This window comes from Isoptericola sp. NPDC060257, assembly GCF_042726645.1.
GTDB lineage: Bacteria > Actinomycetota > Actinomycetes > Actinomycetales > Cellulomonadaceae > Isoptericola > Isoptericola nanjingensis.
On sequence record NZ_JBHXAW010000066.1, the window covers coordinates 1 to 17,591 of the forward strand.

General features: G+C 75.5%; 19 protein-coding genes and 1 pseudogene. 6 read left to right on the top strand and 14 right to left on the bottom strand.

The window, feature by feature from the left end; genetic code table 11:
- The 12 genes and pseudogenes from carB to soxR all read right to left on the bottom strand — a co-directional run.
- A pseudogene (carB, locus tag ACFWEK_RS07835) lies at positions 1 to 613 on the bottom strand (carbamoyl phosphate synthase large subunit); the annotation flags it as partial.
- A complete protein-coding gene (gene carA, locus ACFWEK_RS07840) occupies positions 613 to 1,911 on the bottom strand; it encodes a glutamine-hydrolyzing carbamoyl-phosphate synthase small subunit (RefSeq protein ID WP_430553692.1) in 1,299 nt (432 codons plus the stop codon). The gene carA and the pseudogene carB, both read right to left, overlap by 1 nt.
- Before the next feature lie 11 nt (positions 1,912 to 1,922).
- The gene (locus ACFWEK_RS07845; protein WP_430553681.1) at positions 1,923 to 2,465 is read right to left on the bottom strand and encodes a hypothetical protein; all 543 of its coding nucleotides are present in this window, start codon (positions 2,463 to 2,465) and stop codon (positions 1,923 to 1,925) included.
- A complete protein-coding gene (locus ACFWEK_RS07850) occupies positions 2,462 to 3,808 on the bottom strand; it encodes a dihydroorotase (RefSeq protein WP_430553682.1) in 1,347 nt (448 codons plus the stop codon). Before ACFWEK_RS07850 ends, ACFWEK_RS07845 begins: the two co-directional genes overlap by 4 nt.
- The gene (locus ACFWEK_RS07855) at positions 3,805 to 4,863 is read right to left on the bottom strand and encodes an aspartate carbamoyltransferase catalytic subunit (RefSeq protein ID WP_430545474.1); all 1,059 of its coding nucleotides are present in this window, start codon (positions 4,861 to 4,863) and stop codon (positions 3,805 to 3,807) included. The genes ACFWEK_RS07850 and ACFWEK_RS07855 overlap by 4 nt, the downstream gene beginning before the upstream one ends.
- Positions 4,860 to 5,489, bottom strand: a complete 630-nt coding sequence (gene pyrR, locus ACFWEK_RS07860) for a bifunctional pyr operon transcriptional regulator/uracil phosphoribosyltransferase PyrR (protein WP_430545473.1) — start codon at positions 5,487 to 5,489, stop codon at positions 4,860 to 4,862. Before pyrR ends, ACFWEK_RS07855 begins: the two co-directional genes overlap by 4 nt.
- Before the next feature lie 247 nt (positions 5,490 to 5,736).
- On the bottom strand, positions 5,737 to 6,153 hold the full coding sequence (gene nusB, locus ACFWEK_RS07865) for a transcription antitermination factor NusB (protein WP_430545472.1): 417 nt from the start codon (positions 6,151 to 6,153) through the stop codon (positions 5,737 to 5,739).
- A 15-nt stretch (positions 6,154 to 6,168) separates the two neighbouring features.
- On the bottom strand, positions 6,169 to 6,732 hold the full coding sequence (gene efp, locus ACFWEK_RS07870) for an elongation factor P (protein WP_429763563.1): 564 nt from the start codon (positions 6,730 to 6,732) through the stop codon (positions 6,169 to 6,171).
- An 84-nt stretch (positions 6,733 to 6,816) separates the two neighbouring features.
- Positions 6,817 to 7,194 carry a hypothetical protein gene (locus ACFWEK_RS07875; RefSeq protein WP_430553683.1) on the bottom strand — a complete coding sequence of 126 codons (378 nt, stop codon included), beginning with the start codon at positions 7,192 to 7,194 and terminating at the stop codon, positions 6,817 to 6,819.
- Positions 7,191 to 7,925 carry a hypothetical protein gene (locus ACFWEK_RS07880; protein ID WP_430553684.1) on the bottom strand — a complete coding sequence of 245 codons (735 nt, stop codon included), beginning with the start codon at positions 7,923 to 7,925 and terminating at the stop codon, positions 7,191 to 7,193. The genes ACFWEK_RS07875 and ACFWEK_RS07880 overlap by 4 nt, the downstream gene beginning before the upstream one ends.
- 84 nt (positions 7,926 to 8,009) lie before the next feature.
- Positions 8,010 to 8,456 carry a type II 3-dehydroquinate dehydratase gene (locus ACFWEK_RS07885; RefSeq protein WP_430545469.1) on the bottom strand — a complete coding sequence of 149 codons (447 nt, stop codon included), beginning with the start codon at positions 8,454 to 8,456 and terminating at the stop codon, positions 8,010 to 8,012.
- A 119-nt stretch (positions 8,457 to 8,575) separates the two neighbouring features.
- Positions 8,576 to 9,055: a redox-sensitive transcriptional activator SoxR gene (gene soxR / locus ACFWEK_RS07890; RefSeq protein ID WP_430553685.1), complete on the bottom strand. Its 480-nt coding sequence runs from the start codon at positions 9,053 to 9,055 to the stop codon at positions 8,576 to 8,578.
- A gap of 74 nt (positions 9,056 to 9,129) precedes the next feature.
- Between soxR and ACFWEK_RS07895 the strand changes: the two genes are divergently transcribed.
- From ACFWEK_RS07895 to ACFWEK_RS07905, 3 genes are all read left to right on the top strand, one after another.
- A complete protein-coding gene (locus tag ACFWEK_RS07895; RefSeq protein WP_430553686.1) occupies positions 9,130 to 10,140 on the top strand; it encodes an alcohol dehydrogenase catalytic domain-containing protein in 1,011 nt (336 codons plus the stop codon).
- A complete protein-coding gene (locus ACFWEK_RS07900; protein WP_430553687.1) occupies positions 10,137 to 11,489 on the top strand; it encodes an MFS transporter in 1,353 nt (450 codons plus the stop codon). Before ACFWEK_RS07895 ends, ACFWEK_RS07900 begins: the two co-directional genes overlap by 4 nt.
- Positions 11,490 to 11,594: 105 nt before the next feature.
- Positions 11,595 to 12,998, top strand: coding sequence for an FAD-binding oxidoreductase (locus ACFWEK_RS07905; RefSeq protein WP_430553688.1), 1,404 nt, complete (start codon positions 11,595 to 11,597; stop codon positions 12,996 to 12,998).
- 17 nt (positions 12,999 to 13,015) lie between these two features.
- Here the strand turns inward: ACFWEK_RS07905 and ACFWEK_RS07910 are convergent, their stop codons facing one another.
- The gene (locus ACFWEK_RS07910; RefSeq protein WP_430545464.1) at positions 13,016 to 13,369 is read right to left on the bottom strand and encodes an iron chaperone; all 354 of its coding nucleotides are present in this window, start codon (positions 13,367 to 13,369) and stop codon (positions 13,016 to 13,018) included.
- Between the two features lie 91 nt (positions 13,370 to 13,460).
- Here ACFWEK_RS07910 and sigJ point away from each other — a divergent pair, with 91 nt between their 5' ends.
- Positions 13,461 to 14,525, top strand: coding sequence for an RNA polymerase sigma factor SigJ (gene sigJ, locus ACFWEK_RS07915; RefSeq protein ID WP_430553689.1), 1,065 nt, complete (start codon positions 13,461 to 13,463; stop codon positions 14,523 to 14,525).
- Here sigJ and ACFWEK_RS07920 read toward each other — a convergent pair.
- Positions 14,464 to 15,945 carry an MFS transporter gene (locus ACFWEK_RS07920; protein ID WP_430545462.1) on the bottom strand — a complete coding sequence of 494 codons (1,482 nt, stop codon included), beginning with the start codon at positions 15,943 to 15,945 and terminating at the stop codon, positions 14,464 to 14,466. The two genes, sigJ and ACFWEK_RS07920, sit on opposite strands and share 62 nt — an antisense overlap.
- A gap of 98 nt (positions 15,946 to 16,043) precedes the next feature.
- Between ACFWEK_RS07920 and ACFWEK_RS07925 the strand changes: the two genes are divergently transcribed.
- Both ACFWEK_RS07925 and ACFWEK_RS07930 read left to right on the top strand, forming a co-directional pair.
- Positions 16,044 to 17,150, top strand: coding sequence for an alpha/beta hydrolase (locus ACFWEK_RS07925; RefSeq protein WP_430553690.1), 1,107 nt, complete (start codon positions 16,044 to 16,046; stop codon positions 17,148 to 17,150).
- On the top strand, positions 17,147 to 17,591 hold a 445-nt coding region (locus ACFWEK_RS07930), incomplete at its 3' end, for a glycerophosphodiester phosphodiesterase (protein WP_430553691.1). The genes ACFWEK_RS07925 and ACFWEK_RS07930, both read left to right, overlap by 4 nt.

A 17,591-nucleotide genomic window follows, 5' to 3' on the forward strand; every position in this document is an offset into this window, starting at 1 on the left:
GCACCTCGGTGGTCGGCGAGTAGTGCAGGCCCTGGCCGACGATGCGGCGCAGCTCGCGCTCGTCGTACGCGAAGCCGGAGCCGAGGCCGCCCATCGTGAAGGACGGGCGCACGACCATCGGGTAGCCGAGGTCGGCGGCCGCCGCGACGGCCTCCTCCACGGTGTGCACGATGACGGAGCGGGCGGACTCGCCGCCGCACTTGGCGACGACGTCCTTGAACTGCTGGCGGTCCTCGCCCTTCTGGATGGCGGGGATGTTCGCGCCGATGAGCTCGACGTCGTACTGCTCGAGGACGCCGGCCTCGTCGAGGGCGATGGCGGCGTTGAGCGCCGTCTGTCCGCCCAGGGTGGGCAGGAGTGCGTCGGGGCGCTCCTTGGCGATGATCGAGGTGAGCACCTCGGTGGTGATCGGCTCGACGTAGGTGGCGTCGGCGAACTCCGGGTCGGTCATGATCGTGGCCGGGTTCGAGTTCACGAGGACGACCCGCAGGCCCTCCTCCTTGAGCACGCGGCAGGCCTGCGTGCCGGAGTAGTCGAACTCGCAGGCCTGGCCGATGACGATCGGGCCGGAGCCGATGACCAGGACGGAGGAGAGGTCGGAACGGCGGGGCATCAGTTCTCCTTCAGCGCGGCCAGCGTGGCGGCGGGGACGGTCACGGGCTCGCGGCTCGTCATGAGCTCGACGAAGCGGTCGAAGAGGTAGGCGCTGTCGTGCGGTCCGGCGGCGGCCTCGGGGTGGTACTGCACGGAGAAGGCCGGCACGTCGAGCGCGGTCAGCCCCTCGACCACCTGGTCGTTGAGGCCGACGTGAGACACGATGACGCGGCCGTAGGCGCGGCCGTCGCCGCGCTCGGCGTCGTGCGGTGCGGTGGACACGGCGTCGAGCGGCGCGTCGACGGCGAAGCCGTGGTTGTGCGCCGTGACCTCCACCTTGCCGGTGGTGCGGTCCATGACCGGCTGGTTGATGCCGCGGTGGCCGTACCCGAGCTTGTAGGTGCCGTACCCCAGGGCGCGGCCCAGCAGCTGGTTGCCGAAGCAAATGCCGAAGAACGGGATGCCGCGGTCCAGCACGCTGCGCAGCAGCTCGATCTCGTGGGTGGCCGACGAGGGGTCGCCGGGGCCGTTCGAGAAGAACACGCCGGTGGGCGAGCCGTCGGTCGGCAGCAGGGCCTCGATATCGGCGATCGTGGCCGACTGGGGCACGACGTGCACGCGCACGCCCCGCTGCGCGAGCCGCGCCGGGGTCATGGCCTTGATGCCCAGGTCGACGGCGACGACGGTCGCCAGCGGCTCCCGCCCGGCGAAGTCGCCCGAGGGCTCGACGACGTACGCCTGGTCGGTCGTGACCTCCGGGGAGAGGTTGGCGCCCGCCATCTGCGGGGACGCCTGCACCTCGGCGACCAGCTCGGGCACCGAGCGCTCGACGAGCGTGCCGCCGGCGACCTCGCGCACCAGGGCGTCGCCGGAGAAGATCCCGGCGCGCATGACGCCCAGCTCGCGCAGGTGGCGCGTGAGCTTGCGGGTGTCGACGTCGCTGATGCCCACGACACCCTGGGCCGCGAGCTCCTCCTCGAGGGAGCGGTCCGCACGCCAGGAGGACATGCGGCGGGCGGGGTCGCGCAGCACGTAGCCGGCGACCCAGATCTTGCCGGACTCCGGGTCCTCGTCGTTGATGCCGGTGTTCCCGACGTGCGGGGCCGTCATCACGACGATCTGCCGGTGGTAGGAGGGGTCGGTGAGGGTCTCCTGGTAGCCGGTCATGCCGGTGGAGAAGACGATCTCGCCGAAGGTGGCGCCGCGGGCGCCGTACGCGCGGCCGCGGGCCACGGTGCCGTCCTCGAGCACGAGGAGGGCCGCGTGCGGCACGGGCGCGCGGCTCGGCACGGGGCTGCTCGACGCGGAGCTGGTCAGGGAGCTGGAGGTCACTGCTCGTCCTTCGGTGCGGGGGCGGAGGTCATGAGGTGGCGCACGGCGTCGACCAGGCGGGAGCGGTCGGGCGCGAGGCGGGTGCGCAGGCCGGTGTCGAGGGCGACCGCCGGCACGCCGTCGCGCTCCGGGTCCTCCCAGGTCACGACGACCAGGCCGTCGGCGCCGACGTACTTGCCGGCCATGCCGGGGGCCAGCCCGACGCCGCGCAGGGCGGCCACGGGCGCGAACACGTCGGGGGCACCGTCGCGCTCGACCAGGACGCCGGCGTCGTGCACGGACACGTGGGCGGTGGAGCGGTCGCCGAGGTGGTGGGCGCCGACCCGCGCCAGCCAGTCCCCCGCCAGGGTCGAGGAGACGTACGTGGCGTCGAGCGGGCCGAGGCGCAGCGCGCCGAGGTCCTCGGGGACGGCGGGAGGCACGGGGACGGTGTCCCGGGTGCGGGCGGCGAGCCGGCGCCGGCCGGTGAGGATCACGAACAGGAGCAGGACGCCGATGACGACCCAGATCCCGACCGCGACGGGCATGGGGAGGTTCATCGCGCCCCTCCCCGCTGGACCGCCGGCGCAACCGCGGGCTCGACGGGCGCGCCGTCGAGCACGGTGGCGCGGCCGCGCAGGAACGTCGCCACCACGCGGCCCGGCAGCTCGCGGCCGGCGAAGGGCGTGTTGCCGCTCGCGGTGGCCTGGGCGGCTCCGTCGACCGTCCGCGAGGCGGCCGGGTCGACCAGCGTGAGGTTGGCGGGCTCGCCGACCTCGACCGGCCGGCCGTGGTCCGCGACCCGGCCGATCCGGGCGGGGTTGGTCGACAGGACGCGCGCGACGTCGGCCCAGCCGAGCCGGCCGGTGTCGACCATGGTCTGCTGCACGACCGACAGGGCCGTCTCCAGCCCGGTCATGCCGAACGCGGCGGCGCCCCACTCGCAGTCCTTGTCCTCGCGGGTGTGCGGGGCGTGGTCCGTGGCGACGATGTCGATCGTGCCGTCGGCCAGGCCCTGGCGCACGGCCTCGACGTCCTCGGCGGTGCGCAGCGGCGGGTTCACCTTGTACGTGGGGTCGTAGGTGCGGGCGAGCTCGTCCGTGAGGATCAGGTGGTGCGGCGTCACCTCGGCGGTGACGTCGATGCCGCGGCCCTTGGCCCAGCGGACGATCTCGACCGAGCCGGCGGTCGACAGCTGGCAGACGTGGAGGCGCGAGCCGACGTGCTCGGCGAGCAGCACGTCGCGGGCGATGATCGCCTCCTCGGCGACCGCCGGCCAGCCGGCCAGGCCGATCTCGGCCGAGACGACGCCCTCGTTCATCTGGGCGCCCTCGGTGAGGCGCGGCTCCTGCGCGTGCTGCGCGACGACGCCGTCGAACGCCTTGACGTACTCCAGCGCGCGGCGCATGAGGATCGGGTCGTGCACGCACTTGCCGTCGTCGGAGAAGACCCGGACGCGGGCCGCGGAGTCGGCCATCGCGCCGAGCTCGGCGAGGCGTTCGCCCCCCAGGCCCACGGTGACGGCCCCGACCGGGTGCACGTCGACCCAGCCGGCCTCCTGGCCCAGGCGCCACACCTGCTCGACCACGCCCGCGGTGTCGGCGACGGGCGACGTGTTGGCCATGGCGTGCACGGCGGTGAAGCCGCCCGCCGCGGCCGCGCGGGTGCCGGACGCGACCGTCTCGGCGTCCTCGCGGCCCGGCTCGCGCAGGTGGGTGTGCAGGTCGACCAGCCCCGGCAGGAGCACGTGCCCGTCGGCCGCGATCTCGACGACGTCGTCGCCGGCGGGCACGTCCGCGGCACCCGGGGCGGCGACCTGGGTGATCACGCCGTCCGCGAGGACGACGTCGGCGGGCTCGCCGCCGAGGGGACGGGCCCCGCGCAGCACATAGGTCGTGGTCACAGGGCGGTCCCTTCGGTGGTGCTCGAGACAGGGGCGGGCGGAGCGGCGGGCACCGAGGCGGGCGCGGGGGCCGACGATTCGGTGCCGGACAGCAGCAGGTAGAGCGAGGCCATGCGCACGGCGACGCCGTTGGCTACCTGCTCCACGATGACGGCGCGGTCCGAGTCGGCCGCCTCGGCGGAGATCTCCAGCCCGCGGTTCATCGGGCCGGGGTGCATGACGATCGAGTGCGCGGGCAGCAGCGCCAGGCGGCGGCCGTCGAGGCCGAAGTAGCGGGTGTACTCCAGCGGGCTCGGGAAGAACGCCCCCGCTCCCCCGGACATCCGCTCGCGCTGCACGCGGAGCATCATCACGGCGTCGGGCTGCCAGTCGGCGAGCGTGGCGTCCAGGTCGTAGGACGTGCGGCACGGCCAGGTCTCGACGCCGACCGGGAGGAGCGTCGGCGGCGACACGAGCGTCACCTCGGCGCCCAGCGTGCGCAGCAGCCACACGTTGGCCCGGGCGACGCGCGAGTGCAGGACGTCGCCCACGATCGCGACCTTCACGCCCGCGAGGTCGGCGCCGACGCCGTCGTCCCCGCCGCGGCGCAGGCCGCCGCCGTGGCCGCCGAGGTGCCGGCGGATCGTGTAGGCGTCGAGCAGCGCCTGCGTGGGGTGCATGTGCGTGCCGTCGCCGGCGTTGAGCACGGCCGCGTCGAGCCAGCCCGCGTGCGCGAGCTGGTACGGGGCGCCCGAGGCCCAGTGGCGGACCACCACGGCGTCGGCGCCCATCGCGTGCAGGGTGAGCGCGGTGTCCTTGAGCGACTCGCCCTTGGACACGCTCGACCCCTTGGCCGAGAAGTTGATGACGTCCGCGGACAGCCGCTTGGCGGCCGTCTCGAACGAGATCCGGGTGCGGGTGGAGTCCTCGAAGAAGAGGTTCACCACGGTGCGGCCGCGCAGCGTCGGCAGCTTCTTGATCTCGCGGGACTGCGTCGCGGCCATCTGCGCGGCGGTGTCGAGGAGCTCGATCGCCTCGTCCTTGGCCAGGTCGGCGGTGGAGAGCAGGTGCCTCATCGCTGGTCCCCCTCGCCCGGGGCGCCGGCGCCGGGCTCGCGCCCGCTGATCACCACGGCGTCGGAGCCGTCCACCTCCGCGAGCAGCACGCGCACCCGCTCCGTCTGGGCGGTCGGGAGGTTCTTGCCCACGAAGTCGGGACGGATCGGCAGCTCGCGGTGCCCGCGGTCCACCAGGCAGGCGAGGCGCACGGCCTGCGGACGGCCGAGGTCGCCGATGGCGTCGAGCGCGGCGCGGATCGTGCGGCCGGAGAAGAGGACGTCGTCGACGAGGACGACGGTCTTGCCCTCGATCCCCGCGGCGGGCAGCCGCGTGACGCCGACCGCGCGGGTGGGCTGGCGGCGCAGGTCGTCGCGGTACATCGTGACGTCCAGCTCGCCGAGGTCGCGCTCCGGGTCGAAGCCGGGGTCGATGCTCGCGAGCCGCTGCGCGAGGCGGGCGGCGAGGGTGACCCCGCGGGTCGGGATGCCGAGCAGGACGACGTCCTGGGCTCCCTTGGCGCGCTCGACGATCTCGTGCGCGATGCGGGTGAGGGCGCGGGCGACGTCGCTCGCGCCGAGCACGACGGTCCCTTCGGGGACGTCGCGCGGATCGGGTGTTCCGGGCATGCCGGTGCCAGCAGTCACTGGCGACCTCCTTCTCCGCCTCACGGGACGGGCTTAAAGGGTGTCGTTCTGACGGCCTCCACCCTATCCCGTCGCCCCGCCGCCACCCGTGAGCGTGCCCACCATGCGGGCGCGGCGTGCGTCACACGACCACCCTCGCCCCCGCCCCGGAACGCCGAACAGGCGGTTGCTCCCGCCGTCACGGCCGCAAGGGCCGTGGGTCCGGGAGCAACCGCCTGTTCGGCACGGAACGGCGTCGCGAGCGACGTCAGATCAGTAGCGTCGGCTTGATGTCGACGAGCCGGCCCAGCAGGCCGTTGACGAACGACGGCGAGTCGTCCGTCGAGAGCTGCCCGGCGAGGTCGACCGCCTCGTCCACCGCGACGGCGTCGGGGACGTCGTCGTTGTACAGCAGCTCCCAGGTGCCGATCCGCAGCAGCGCGCGGTCGACCGCGGGCATCCGCTCCACCGTCCACCCCTGGGAGTAGGTGGCCAGCAGCTCGTCGATGCGCTCGCGGTGAGCGACGACGCCCTCGACGAGGTCGACGGTGTACTGCGGCACGGCGGCCTCGGTGTGCGGCTCGATCACCCGGTCCGCGACGAGCACCTGCGGGTCGATCCCGCGCTGCTCCGCCTCGAAGAGGATGTCGACGGCGCGCTTGCGCGCCTTGGTGCGTGCACCCATGTCAGCAGGCGCCCGTCAGTCGTTCACACGGCCCAGGTACGACCCGTCACGCGTGTCGACCTTGACCTTGGTGCCCTGCTCGAGGAACAGCGGGACCTGGATCTCCGCGCCCGTCTCGAGCGTGGCCGGCTTGGTGCCGCCGGTGGAGCGGTCGCCCTGCAGACCCGGCTCCGTGTAGGTGATCTCCAGGACCACGGACGACGGGAGCTCGACGTACAGCGGCGTGCCGTCGTTGGACGCGACCATGATGTTCATGCCCTCGAGCATGTAGTTGCTCGCGTCGCCGACAGTGGCGCCGGGCACGGTGATCTGGTCGTACGTGTCGGTGTCCATGAACACGTAGTCGGCGCCGTCCATGTACAGGTACTGGAAGTCGCGGCGGTCCACGTTCGCGGTCTCGATCTTGGTGCCCGCGTTGAAGGTCTTGTCGACCGTCTTGCCCGACACGACGTTCTTCATCTTGGTGCGGACGAACGCGCCACCCTTGCCCGGCTTGACGTGCTGGAACTCGATGATCGTCCAGAGCTGACCGTCGATGCGGAGCACGGTGCCGTTCTTGATGTCGTTGGAGGTAGCCACGTTTCTTGTTCGTCCTCGGGGTCGGGTGCTGAGCGGATGTCGTGCGAATGTCGACGTGCCGGGCCGCAGAGGGCCCGGAACATTCTACAGCGCGACCAGCAGCGCGTGCCCCGCGACACCGAGGGCGGCCGACCAGGCGAGCGACGCCAGCGTGCCGACGACGAACCGCTCGCTCGCGACCGGGTGCTCGCGCAGCTCGGGGAACCGGCCGAGCCCCTTGACCGCGACGACCACGGCCACGCCCTCCGGGTAGCCGACGAGCAGCGAGCCCGTGACGCACAGCCGCTCGAGCAGGCCGATCCACGTGCCGCCGCGCAGCACCGCGACCGCCTCCGCCGCCGCCTGGGGCTCGCGCTCGGCGTGCCGGAGCACCCAGGGCACGAGCCAGGCCCCGCCGCCCACGCTCGCGGCCAGGCCCACGACCCACACCGCGACGTCCGCCGCGACCGCTCCGAAGCTCACTGCGCGCGCCCCTCCCCTGCCTCGTCGTCCGGCGCGTCGTCCGGTGCGTCGTCCGGGCCGTCGTCCGATTCCTCGTCGGGGACATCGTCGCGGTCGGCGCCCGCCGCGCGCAGCAGGCGCGCCGCCAGCGGCCGGGCGGCGGCGTCCTCGGCCCACAGCGCGGCACGCAGCCGCTGGCTCACGGCCTGCTCGCTGACCCCCAGCGCAGCCGCCGAGGCCCGCTGCGGCGCCGCGCCCCGCTGCGCGACGAGCGTGTCGACGGCCTCCCACCCCGCCGCGGAACGGCGCGTGACGACGGCCCCGAGCAGGCGCAGGAGCGCCTGCGCGTCCGCGGCGACGGTCGCGCGCGGTTCCTCGTCCGGCCCCACCACGGCCAAGGGCACGCTGCCGCGCCCGCGCCGCTTCGCCAGGTCGACGGCAGCCCGTGCCCGCACGAACGCCGCCCCGGACGCCTCCCGCGACGCCGCGGGCAGCGGCCGGTCGACGGCGCCCAGGCCGATCCCCACGGACCAGCCGCCGTCGCGCACGAGGTCGAGGACCAGGTCGACGGCCAGAGCGGCGCCGCCGTCGTCCGCCGCCAGCACGCCCTGCAGCTCGTCCCCGACCGTCCGGTCGAACGGCAGCACGAGGCCCACCCTCCCGGCCGCCCGCGCGCCCACGAGTGCCAGGGCCTCGGGCACACGGTCGGGGCCTCGGGTGCTCCCCCGCTGGTCCGCCGTCACGACGATCATCGCTCAAGGCTAGGCGCTTGTGCGCTGACTCTCAAGCATCTGGGCTTGATCCTACTTAAGTCCTGTCGCTGGATCTGACGGACTTCAGGGCTGAAGCTTGTGCGCCACCGCGCTCAGGGCGAGCCGGTAGGAGTCGAAGCCGAAGCCCGCGACCGTCCCGGTCGCGATGCCGGCCACCACCGAGTAGTGCCGGAACGACTCGCGCGAGGCGGGGTTGGACAGGTGCACCTCGACGAGCAGGAGCCCGGAGGTCGTCACCTGGGCCGCGGCGTCGCGCAGTGCGTAGCTGTAGTGCGTGAACGCGGCGGGGTTGAGCACCACGTGCGCGCGGGTGTCCACGGCCTCGTGCAGCCATCCGACCAGCTCCGACTCGTCGTCGGTCTGACGCACCTCGACCGTGACGCCCAGCTCGCTCCCCCAGACCGCGGCCTCCCGCTCGAGGTCGGCCATGGACGCGTGGCCGTAGATCTCGGGCTCGCGCACGCCGAGCCGACCGAGGTTGGGACCGTTGAGGACGAGGACGTGAGTCATGGCCCGAGGGTACGGCGGCACCACGGCAGCCGTCCCGACCGTCCGTGCTCGCGGCGTCGAGGGTGCGGCACGTGCCCTCGGGCCCCGGCTGTCACACCGGGCGGATCACACCGGGCGGATCACTCCGCGTCGTCGACGAGCAGCCGGCGCGGGCCCGGCCCGTCGTCCCCGAGCGCGTCGTGCGGGTTGGCCAGCACGCACCGGCTCAGGGACAGGCACCCGCACCCGATGCAGTCGGTGAGGTCGTCGCGCAGGCGCTGGAGCTGCGCGATCCGCGCGTCGAGGTCGGTGCGCCAAGCCTTGGACAGGCGCTCCCAGTCGCGGACGTTCGGCGCGCGGTCGGCGGGCAGGGTCTCGAGCGCCGCGGCGATGCGCGCCAACGGGATGCCGACCCGCTGGGAGACCCGGATGAACGAGACCCGCCGCAGGACGTCACGCCGGTAGCGCCGCTGGTTGCCCGACGTGCGACGGCTGGCGATCAGCCCGCGCCTCTCGTAGAAGTGCAGCGCGGAGACGGCGACGCCGCTGCGCGCCGCCACCTCCCCGACGGTCAGCTCGACGTGGTCCCACGGAACCCTCTCGGTCGCGTGCTCCGGCACGATCCGTGTCCCTCCCCGCGCGGCGGCCTCCCGACCCTTGACCTCAACCATAGTTCAGGTCACAGCATGACGGCATGGACGCCATCCGCCATCACACCTACGGCCCGCCCGAGACCCTCGTCCTCGAGCAGGTCCCCGACCCCGTGCCCGGCCCCGGCCAGGTGCTCGTCGCCGCCCGCGTGCACGGCGTGCACCTGCTGGACACCACCCTCCGCCGCGGCGAGGCCACCGGTCCCCTGCCCGCGCCGCGCCTCCCCGCGATCCCCGGGCGCGAGGTCGCCGGCGCGGTGGTCGCCGTCGACCCGGACGTCGGGGACGACTGGCTCGGGGCACGCGTCGCCGCCCACCTGGGCGCCACGCCCGACGGCGGCGGGTACGCCCGTCTCGCCGTCGCGCCGGTCGACTCCCTGCACCGCCTCCCCGACCGTCTCGACCTCGCCGACGCCGTCGCGATGATCGGCACCGGCCGGATGGCGCTCATGGCCCTGGAGGTCGCGCGGCCCGGACCGGACGACGTCGTGGTGATCACCGCCGCGGCCGGCGGGCTCGGCTCGCTGTTCGTGCAGTCGGCGCTCGCCGCGGGCGCCCGGGTGCTCGCGCTGGCCGGGGGCCCGCGCAAGGTCCGGGCCGTGCGCGGCCTCGCGCCCGACGCCGGGCCGTCGCTCGCCGTCGTCGACGTCGCGGCGCCGTCCTGGCCGCAGGACGCGCGTGCCGCGCTCGGGCGCCTCCGGGCGCCCGCGGCGACGCTGCTGATCGACGGCGTCGGCGGGGACCTCGGCGCCGACGCCGCCGCGCTGCTCGGTCCGGGCGGACGGCTCGTCGTGCAGGGCTGGGCCTCCGGGAGCCCGAACCCCGTGGCCGCGAGCGCCGTCACGCCGCACGGCCAGCCGGTCGAGGTCCGCGCCGTCGTCGGGCCGGGCGCGCCCGCGTTCGGCGACCTGCGCGACCACCAGCGGCGGGCCCTGGAGCGGGCCGCGTCGGGCGAGTGGCGCGTGCTCACCCACCGCGTGGCGTTCGCGGAGGCCGCGCGGGCCCACCGGGAGCTCGAGGAGCGCCGCACGGTCGGCAAGGTGGTGCTCGGGTGACCGGCGCGACCGCCGAGGGTGCGGCCGACGGGTCGCATGACGGGCTGCTGGGCGCGCGGGCGCAGCGCACGGTGCTGATCGGCATGGTGGCGTACGTCGCGCTGGGGGCGTTCGAGTCCCTGGCGGTCTCGACGGCGATGCCGACGGTGGCCGCCGAGCTGGACGGCCTGCGCCTGTACACGCTCGCGTTCGCGACGGGATCGGCCGCGGGGGTGGTGGGGATGCTCGTCGCGGGTCGGTGGACGGACCGTCGGGGGCCGACGCCGCCGCTGCTGGCCGGGATCTCGCTGTTCCTCGCGGGGCTGCTCGTCGCGGGGCTGGCGCCGAGCATGCCGGTGCTCCTGGCGGGCCGCACCGTGCAGGGCGCGGGCAGCGGCATCGAGGGGGTAGCGATCTTCGTGCTGGTGGCGCGCGTGTTCCCCGAGGCGCGACGGCCGAAGGTCTTCGCGTGGTTCGCCGCCGCGTGGGTGGTGCCCGGGGTGGTGGGGCCGCTGCTCGCGGGGGCGATGACGCAGTACCTCGGGTGGCGGTGGGTGTTCCTCGCCGTGCCCGTGCTGGCCGTGCCCGCCCTGCTGGCCCTGCGGCCGGCGCTCGCGGCCGGCCGCACCGGCCCTCGCCGACCGGTCGCCGGCGGCGGGGTCGCCGCGCCGTGGCGCGACGTCGCGGGACAGGTGCTGCGCGGTGCACGGGGCCTGGGCACCGTCGTGCTGGTGCGGGCGTTCGTGGCTGCCGCCTTCGTCGGGGCGCAGGTGCTGCTGCCGCTCGCGCTCACCCGTGAGCGGGGTCTCGCGCCGGCGTTCGCCGGGGCCGTCCTCACGCTGCACGTGCTCGGGTGGTCGGCAGGGTCGTGGGCGCGTGGGCGCGGGCTCGGCGGCCTGTCGCACGCGGGTTTCCTCCGCGTCGGCTGCGCGTCCCTCGTGCTGGGGACCGCGGGCGTCGCCCTGCTGGTCGTCCCGGGCGTGCCCCTGGTCGCCGCGGCCGCGCCGTGGGTGCTGAGCGGGCTCGGGATGGGGTTGGTGTTCCCCACCCTCAACCTGCTCGTCCTCGAGCTCGCGCCGCCCTCGGCGCAGGGCGTGTCGATGTCGGTGCTCCAGGTGGCCGACGCGGCGGCGTCCGCCGTCGCGCTCACGGGTACCGGCGCGCTGCTGTGGGCCCTGCACGACCGGGTCGGCCCGGCCGCCTACGCCGTGTGCCTCGGCCTCGCGGCGGCGCTCGCGCTCGCCGCGACGTTCCTGGTGGGCCGCACGCGGCCCACCGCCGGCGCGCGCTCCGTCACGAATTCCGTCGACTTCCCGTCGGGTGTACGGGATGCTGCCGATGAGGATGCGCTCCCCGCCCGGTCCTCCTGAGTGCACCGTCCTGGGCGAGCGTCCGCGCGCCCTTCCGCTCGTCCGCACGGACCGGGCCGGCACCTCGGCCCGCTCCCCGCACCGTCGTCCCGACGAGGAGTCACGATGTCCCAGCCGTCGAATCCCCCCACGTCCCCCGCCGTCCCCGTCGGCGCGCTGCGCGCCGCCCTCGGCGACGGTTCGCCCGTCGTCGCCCCTGACGACGACGGCTACGGCGCCGCCCGGGCCATCGAGCCCGGCGGTGTCGGGCAGCGCCCGGTGGCGGTGGTCCGGCCCGCCGACGCCGACGCCGTGGCCCGGGCCGTGCGCTTCGCGCGCGACGCGGGCGCCGAGGTCTCCGTCCGGTCCGGCGGGCACTCCGTGTTCGGGCTGGGCGCCGCGGACGGCGCCGTCACCCTGGACCTCCGTGGCCTCGACGCCGTCGAGATCGACGTCGACGGCCGCTCCGCCTGGGCCGGCGGCGGCGTCACCGCGGGCGCGTACTCGCGTGCCGCCGGGGAGCACGGCCTCGCGACCCCGTTCGGCGACACCGGCACGGTCGGCGTCGGCGGCATCACGCTGGGCGGTGGTGTCGGGCTGCTGTCGCGCTCGCTCGGCATGACCGTCGACAGCCTCCTCGGCGCGGAGGTCGTGACCGCCGACGGCGAGGTCGTGCGCACCGACGCCGACCACGAGCCCGACCTGTTCTGGGCGCTGCGCGGCGGCGGGGGGAACTTCGGCGTCGTGACGCGGTTCCGGTTCGCCCTGCACGACGTGTCGCAGGTGGTCGGCGGGGTGCTCCTCATGCCGGCGACGCCCGAGAGCGTGGCCGGGGTGGTCGCGGCCGCCGACGCCGCGCCGCCGGAGCTGACGATGATCGTCATGGTGATGCCGGCGCCCCCGATGCCGATGATCCCCGCGGAGTGGCACGGGCGCCTCGTGGTCATGGCCAACGCCTGCTGGTCCGGCCCGCTCGACCGGGCGGACGCGGCCCTGGCGCCCCTGCGCGACGTCGCGGACCGCGCCGGCGGCGCCCTGCTGGACGGCCTGCGCACCGCGCCGTACCCCAGCCTGCTGGAGGGCGGCCCGGCGGGCGGGCCGCTCGTCGCGACCGGGCGCACCTTCTTCGCCGACGGGCTGGACGAGGCCGCCGCGGCCCACCTCCTGGAGCAGCTGGAGGGCTCCGACGCGCTGATGCGCGCCGCCCAGCTGCGCGTGCTCGGCGGCGCGGTGGCCGAGGTCCCCGCCGACGCGACGGCCTACGCCCACCGGGGAGCGCGCCTGGTGGGCAACGTCGCCGCGGTCGCACGCGACGCGGCGGGCGCCGCCCGGTACGCGCCCTGGGTGGACGCGCTGGCCGCCCGGCTGCGCGGCGCGGACGGCGCGTACGTGAACTTCAGCCTCGACGGCGGGATCGACGTCGCGCGGGCCGCCTACCCCGGCGCCACCTGGGACCGGCTGCGCGACGTGAAGCGCCGGTACGACCCGCAGAACCTGTTCCGCGGGAACGTCAACGTGCCGCCGGCGTAGGGGGGCGACGGGATCGGTCAGCGGGCGCGCGCGTCGATCTCGTCGCGCCGCGCGAGCACCAGCCGGTCGACGACGTCGTCCGGCAGCGGCGCGTCGGGCTGGAACGAGACCGAGCCCTTGGTGGTGCGGAACCCGTCCAGGTCGCCCGCGAGCGCCGCGACGACGTCCGGGCTGAACGGGTAGAGGCCCACGTGCGTGCGCGTCACCATGGCGCTGACCAGGGGGCTGCCGCGGTAGCGCAGCGCGGGCATGCCGTAGCTGCGGCCCTCCTCGACGTCGGGCACCAGGGCCCGCGCCCGCTCGTAGACGCGCGCGACGGCGGCGCGCTCCGCCCCGGACAGGGTGGTCAGGTAGTCCTCGACGTCTCCCACGGGTCCATCGTGCGGCCCGCTGTCACGTCGCGCCACGCCACGTCGTCGGCAGTGCGGGGCGGATCGCCCGCCCCGCGGAAGGATGGGCAGCATGCCACGCACCGACACCCCCGCCCGACGACGCGCCGGGCGCGCACCCGACGGTGCCGTCGACCTCGAGGACCTGCGCCGGGTGGCGTTCGGCGCCGCGTACCGGATGCTCGGCAGCGTCACCGAGGCGGAGGACGTCGCCCAGGAGGCCATGCTGCGCGTGGCCCCCGTCGGGATGGTGGACCCGGCGGTGGTGAACCCGGCCGCCTACACCACGACGGTCGCGACGCGGATCGCGCTGGACGTGCTGCGCTCGGCGCGGGTGCGGCGCGAGTCGTACGTCGGCGAGTGGGTGCCTGAGCCGCTGGTCGGGGACGTCGTGGCCGCCGGTTCCGCGGGCCGTGAGGCCGCGGCGCACGCCGAGCTCGCCGACGACCTGTCCACGGCGTTCCTCGTGCTGCTGGAGACCCTCACCCCCGCCGAGCGGGCCGCGTTCCTGCTGCACGACGTCTTCGGCTACCCGCACCGCGAGTCGGCCCAGGTGATCGGCACGACGGAGCTGGCGGCGCGGCAGCTCGCGTCCCGGGCGCGGCGGCGCGTGGCGGCGCGGCAGGACGCCGCGACGGACGCGCGTCCCGTCCGGCCCGGGTCGCCCGACCCGCACGCAGAGGAGCTGGTGCGGCGGTTCATCGCGGCGACCGAGGAGGGCGACGTCGACGCGCTGGTGGAGCTGCTGGCCGACGACGTCGCGCTCACCGGCGACAGCGGCGGCAACGTGCCCGCGGGGCTGGCGGTGTCGCGCCCGGTGTCGGGCAACGTGGCGGTGGCCAGGCTGCTGTCGGGCTTCGCCAGGCGGGGCGCCCCGGCGCGCATCGAGGCGACCGTGGTCAACGGCAGCCCGGGCATGATCGCGTACGCCGACGACTCCGTGGGCGGCGGCGTCATCGGCACGTACGCCCTGCAGTTCTCCGGTGGCCGCATCGCCCGGATCGACGGCGTCATCAACCCGGAGAAGCTGCAGCACCTGGCCCCGCTGGCCGACCTGGAGGCGGTCGCCGCCGAGATCAGGGCCGCGGGGCGGCGGCGTCGGGACGCGCAGGCTCCCGACGGCCCACCGTCACCTTGAGCATGAGCACGAGTCCCACGAGGATCACCGCGACGATGCCGAGGGTGCCCCAGATGGTGGCGCCGGTGAGCGCGATGAGCAGCGTCCACATCGAGGGGGCGAGGAACGACACCGCGCGTCCCGTCGTGGCGTAGAGGCCGAAGATCTCGGACTCGCGCCCGGCGGGCGCCACGCGGGCCAGCAGGGAGCGGGACGCGGCCTGCGCGGGGCCGACGAAGCAGGTCAGCGCCAGCCCCGCCACCCAGAACACCACGGACCCGAACGGGTGCAGGGCGACGACCAGCAGCCCGCACGCGACGAGCCCGGTGAGCGAGCCGATGATCACCGCCCGGGGCCCGAACCGGTCGTCCAGGCGCCCGGCGACGATCGTGCTGAGCCCGGCGAGCAGGTTGGCGGCGATGCCGAACGCGATCACCGCGTCGTCGCCGAACCGGAACGACACCGCGGCGATGACGGCGCCGAACGTGAACACGGCGGACAGCCCGTCGCGGTAGACGGCGCTCGCGAGCAGGAACCAGAAGGTGGGCCGCTCGTGCCGGTACAGGGCGACGACGTCGCGCACCAGGACGACGTAGCCGGCGAAGAACCCGACGCGTGGCCGGTCCTCGGCGGGCGGCGCCTCGGGCACGTACCGGAACAGCGGCCAGGCGAAGGCCACGGCCCACAGGGCGCAGCCGAGCGCGATGACCCGGTACGCCAGGCCGTCGTCGGTCGGCATGCCCCACCAGTCGAAGGTCTGCGCCACCACGACGAGGACGAGCGCGACGATCCCGCCCAGGTACCCCAGCCCCCAGCCGAGGCCGGACACCCGCCCCACGGTGGCGCGCGTGGACACCTGCACGAGCATCGCGTTGTAGTTCACGCCGGCGATCTCGCTCGCCACGCTGCCGAGGGACACCAGGGCGGCGCCGAGCACGAACCAGACCGGGTCGGCGCGCACCGCGAACAGGGCCGCCATCGCCAGGACCATGACCAGGGTCGCGCCGCCCACCCAGGCCTTGCGGCGCCCCTCGACGTCGGCGCGCCGCCCCAGCACGGGCGCCAGCAGCGCCACGAGCAGCCCGCCGATCGTGATCCAGAGGCCCAGCCCGCTGGTGAGCCCCGCCAGGGCGCGCTCGTGCACCGGGTCGGTCGCGGGCAGCGCGGCCACCTCCGGCGTCAGGAAGGCGTCGCTCGTGAGGTACAGCGCCGTGAAGACGAACGTGACGATCACGGTGTTGAACGGCTGCGTCGCCCAGTCCCACATCGCCCACGAGACGACCTGACGGCGCGGCACCGGCGCCTCCGCGACGCCCGACCTCGCCGCGCCGTCGTGCGACGGGCCGTGCGGTGAGCCGTGCGGTGAGCCGTGCGGCGACCCGTGCGAGGCGGAGGGCGCGGCGTCGGGTACGGGTTCCGGCACCGCCGGTCGGTCGCTCATGAGGCGCAGTCTGCCCGACGCGGGCGCCCGGCGGGAGGGGCACGTCGCACCGCGGTCGACGGCGCGCCGCGGCAGGCCCGCGCGGATACGATCGCGCCGTGCACGCTCCCGCCCCGCGACCGCCCCGGCACCCCGGCGCCGCCGGGCGGTGGCGGCCCGACCGGCTCCTCGGCCCCGGCTTCGAGGAGCGGCCGCTGGGCCCCACGACCCTGGTGCGGGCCGTCGACCGACCGGAGCGCCCCCGCGCCGTCGTGCTGCACGTGCACGGGTACAACGACTACTTCTTCCAGGCGCACCTCGCCCGGGCGTTCGTCGACGCCGGCCTCGCGTTCCACGCCGTCGACCTGCGCCGCGCGGGGCGTTCCCTGCTCGAGAGCGACCCCGACAGCGGCCTCGCCGCCGCCCCGAGAGCGCGCGACCCGCTGCCCCCGCACTACGTCGCGAGCCTGCGCGAGGCGGGCGCCGACCTGTCCGCCGCGGCGCACACCGTCCGGGAGCTCGAGCCCGGGCTGCCGCTCGTGGTGCACGCGCACTCGACGGGAGGCCTGAGCGCGGCGCTGTGGGGGCACGCCGTCCGGCACGACCCGGCGCACGGGCCCGACCTCCTGGTGCTGGACTCGCCCTTCTTCTCCCTCAGCGGCTCGCGGCTCGCGGACGCGGGCCGCTCCGCGGTGCTCGAGGTGCTGGGGCGGCGTCGCCCGCTCGCCGTCGTCAGCGCCAACCCGTCGGTGTACGCCGCGTCCCAGCACGCCTCCCGGGGCGGGCGGTGGGACTTCGACACGACGCTCAAGCGCCCCGAGGGGCTGCCGGCCCGCGCCGGCTGGCTCCGCACGGTCACGCGCGCGCAGGCCCGCCTGGCCCGCGGCCTCGCCGTCCCCGGACCGGTCCTGGTCGCGCGCAGCGACTCCTCCGGCCCCGACCGGGACGACAACCCGCGCCTCGACGCGCAGGACACCGTGCTCGACGTCGGGCGGATCGCGGCCCTGACGCCCCGGGTCGGGCCCGACACGACGCCGCTCGTCGTGCCCGGCGGCGTGCACGACCTCGCCCTGTCCGCCGACGCGCCACGCCGGGCCTACCTCGACGGCGTCCTGGCGTGGCTCGACGCCCGCCTGCCGGACGTCCGCCCCCCGGGCCTCGAGCCACCTCGTGCCGTCACCGACCGCACGACCGTCGACACGCTCGAGGACCAGGAGCAGCCGTGAGACCGACCCCCGCGCACCCGTACCTCGACCCCCGTGGCGCCGACGGCGCGCCGGTGCCCGTCCTCGCCCTGGCGCACCGCGGCTTCTCGCACGGCCGGGAGAACCTGGAGAACTCCCTCGCCGCGTTCGCCGCCGCGGTCGACCTGGGCTTCCGGTACGTCGAGACCGACGCGCACGGCACCGCCGACGGCGTCGCCGTCGCCCTGCACGACGCCTCCCTGGACCGCACCACCGACGCCACCGGCCGCGTGGCCGACCTGCCGTGGTCGGTCGTGCGGCACGCGCGCATCGGCGGCACCGAGCCCGTGCCCCGCCTCGACGAGGTGCTCGGCACCTGGCCCGACCTGCGCGTGAACGTCGACGTCAAGGAGGACTCCGGGGTCGAGCCCACGGCCGCCGCGATCGAGCGGACGAACGCGCACGACCGGGTCTGCGTCACGT

Coding starts and splice junctions, on each gene's coding strand:
- ACFWEK_RS07895 (WP_430553686.1), top strand. CDS start 9,130: ATGGACGCCATCCGCCATCACACCTACGGCCCGCCCGAGACCCTCGTC.
- ACFWEK_RS07905 (WP_430553688.1), top strand. CDS start 11,595: ATGTCCCAGCCGTCGAATCCCCCCACGTCCCCCGCCGTCCCCGTCGGC.
- ACFWEK_RS07880 (WP_430553684.1), bottom strand. CDS start 7,925: ATGATCGTCGTGACGGCGGACCAGCGGGGGAGCACCCGAGGCCCCGAC.
- sigJ (WP_430553689.1), top strand. CDS start 13,461: ATGCCACGCACCGACACCCCCGCCCGACGACGCGCCGGGCGCGCACCC.
- ACFWEK_RS07845 (WP_430553681.1), bottom strand. CDS start 2,465: ATGAACCTCCCCATGCCCGTCGCGGTCGGGATCTGGGTCGTCATCGGC.
- ACFWEK_RS07855 (WP_430545474.1), bottom strand. CDS start 4,863: ATGAGGCACCTGCTCTCCACCGCCGACCTGGCCAAGGACGAGGCGATC.
- ACFWEK_RS07920 (WP_430545462.1), bottom strand. CDS start 15,945: ATGAGCGACCGACCGGCGGTGCCGGAACCCGTACCCGACGCCGCGCCC.
- ACFWEK_RS07885 (WP_430545469.1), bottom strand. CDS start 8,456: ATGACTCACGTCCTCGTCCTCAACGGTCCCAACCTCGGTCGGCTCGGC.
- nusB (WP_430545472.1), bottom strand. CDS start 6,153: ATGGGTGCACGCACCAAGGCGCGCAAGCGCGCCGTCGACATCCTCTTC.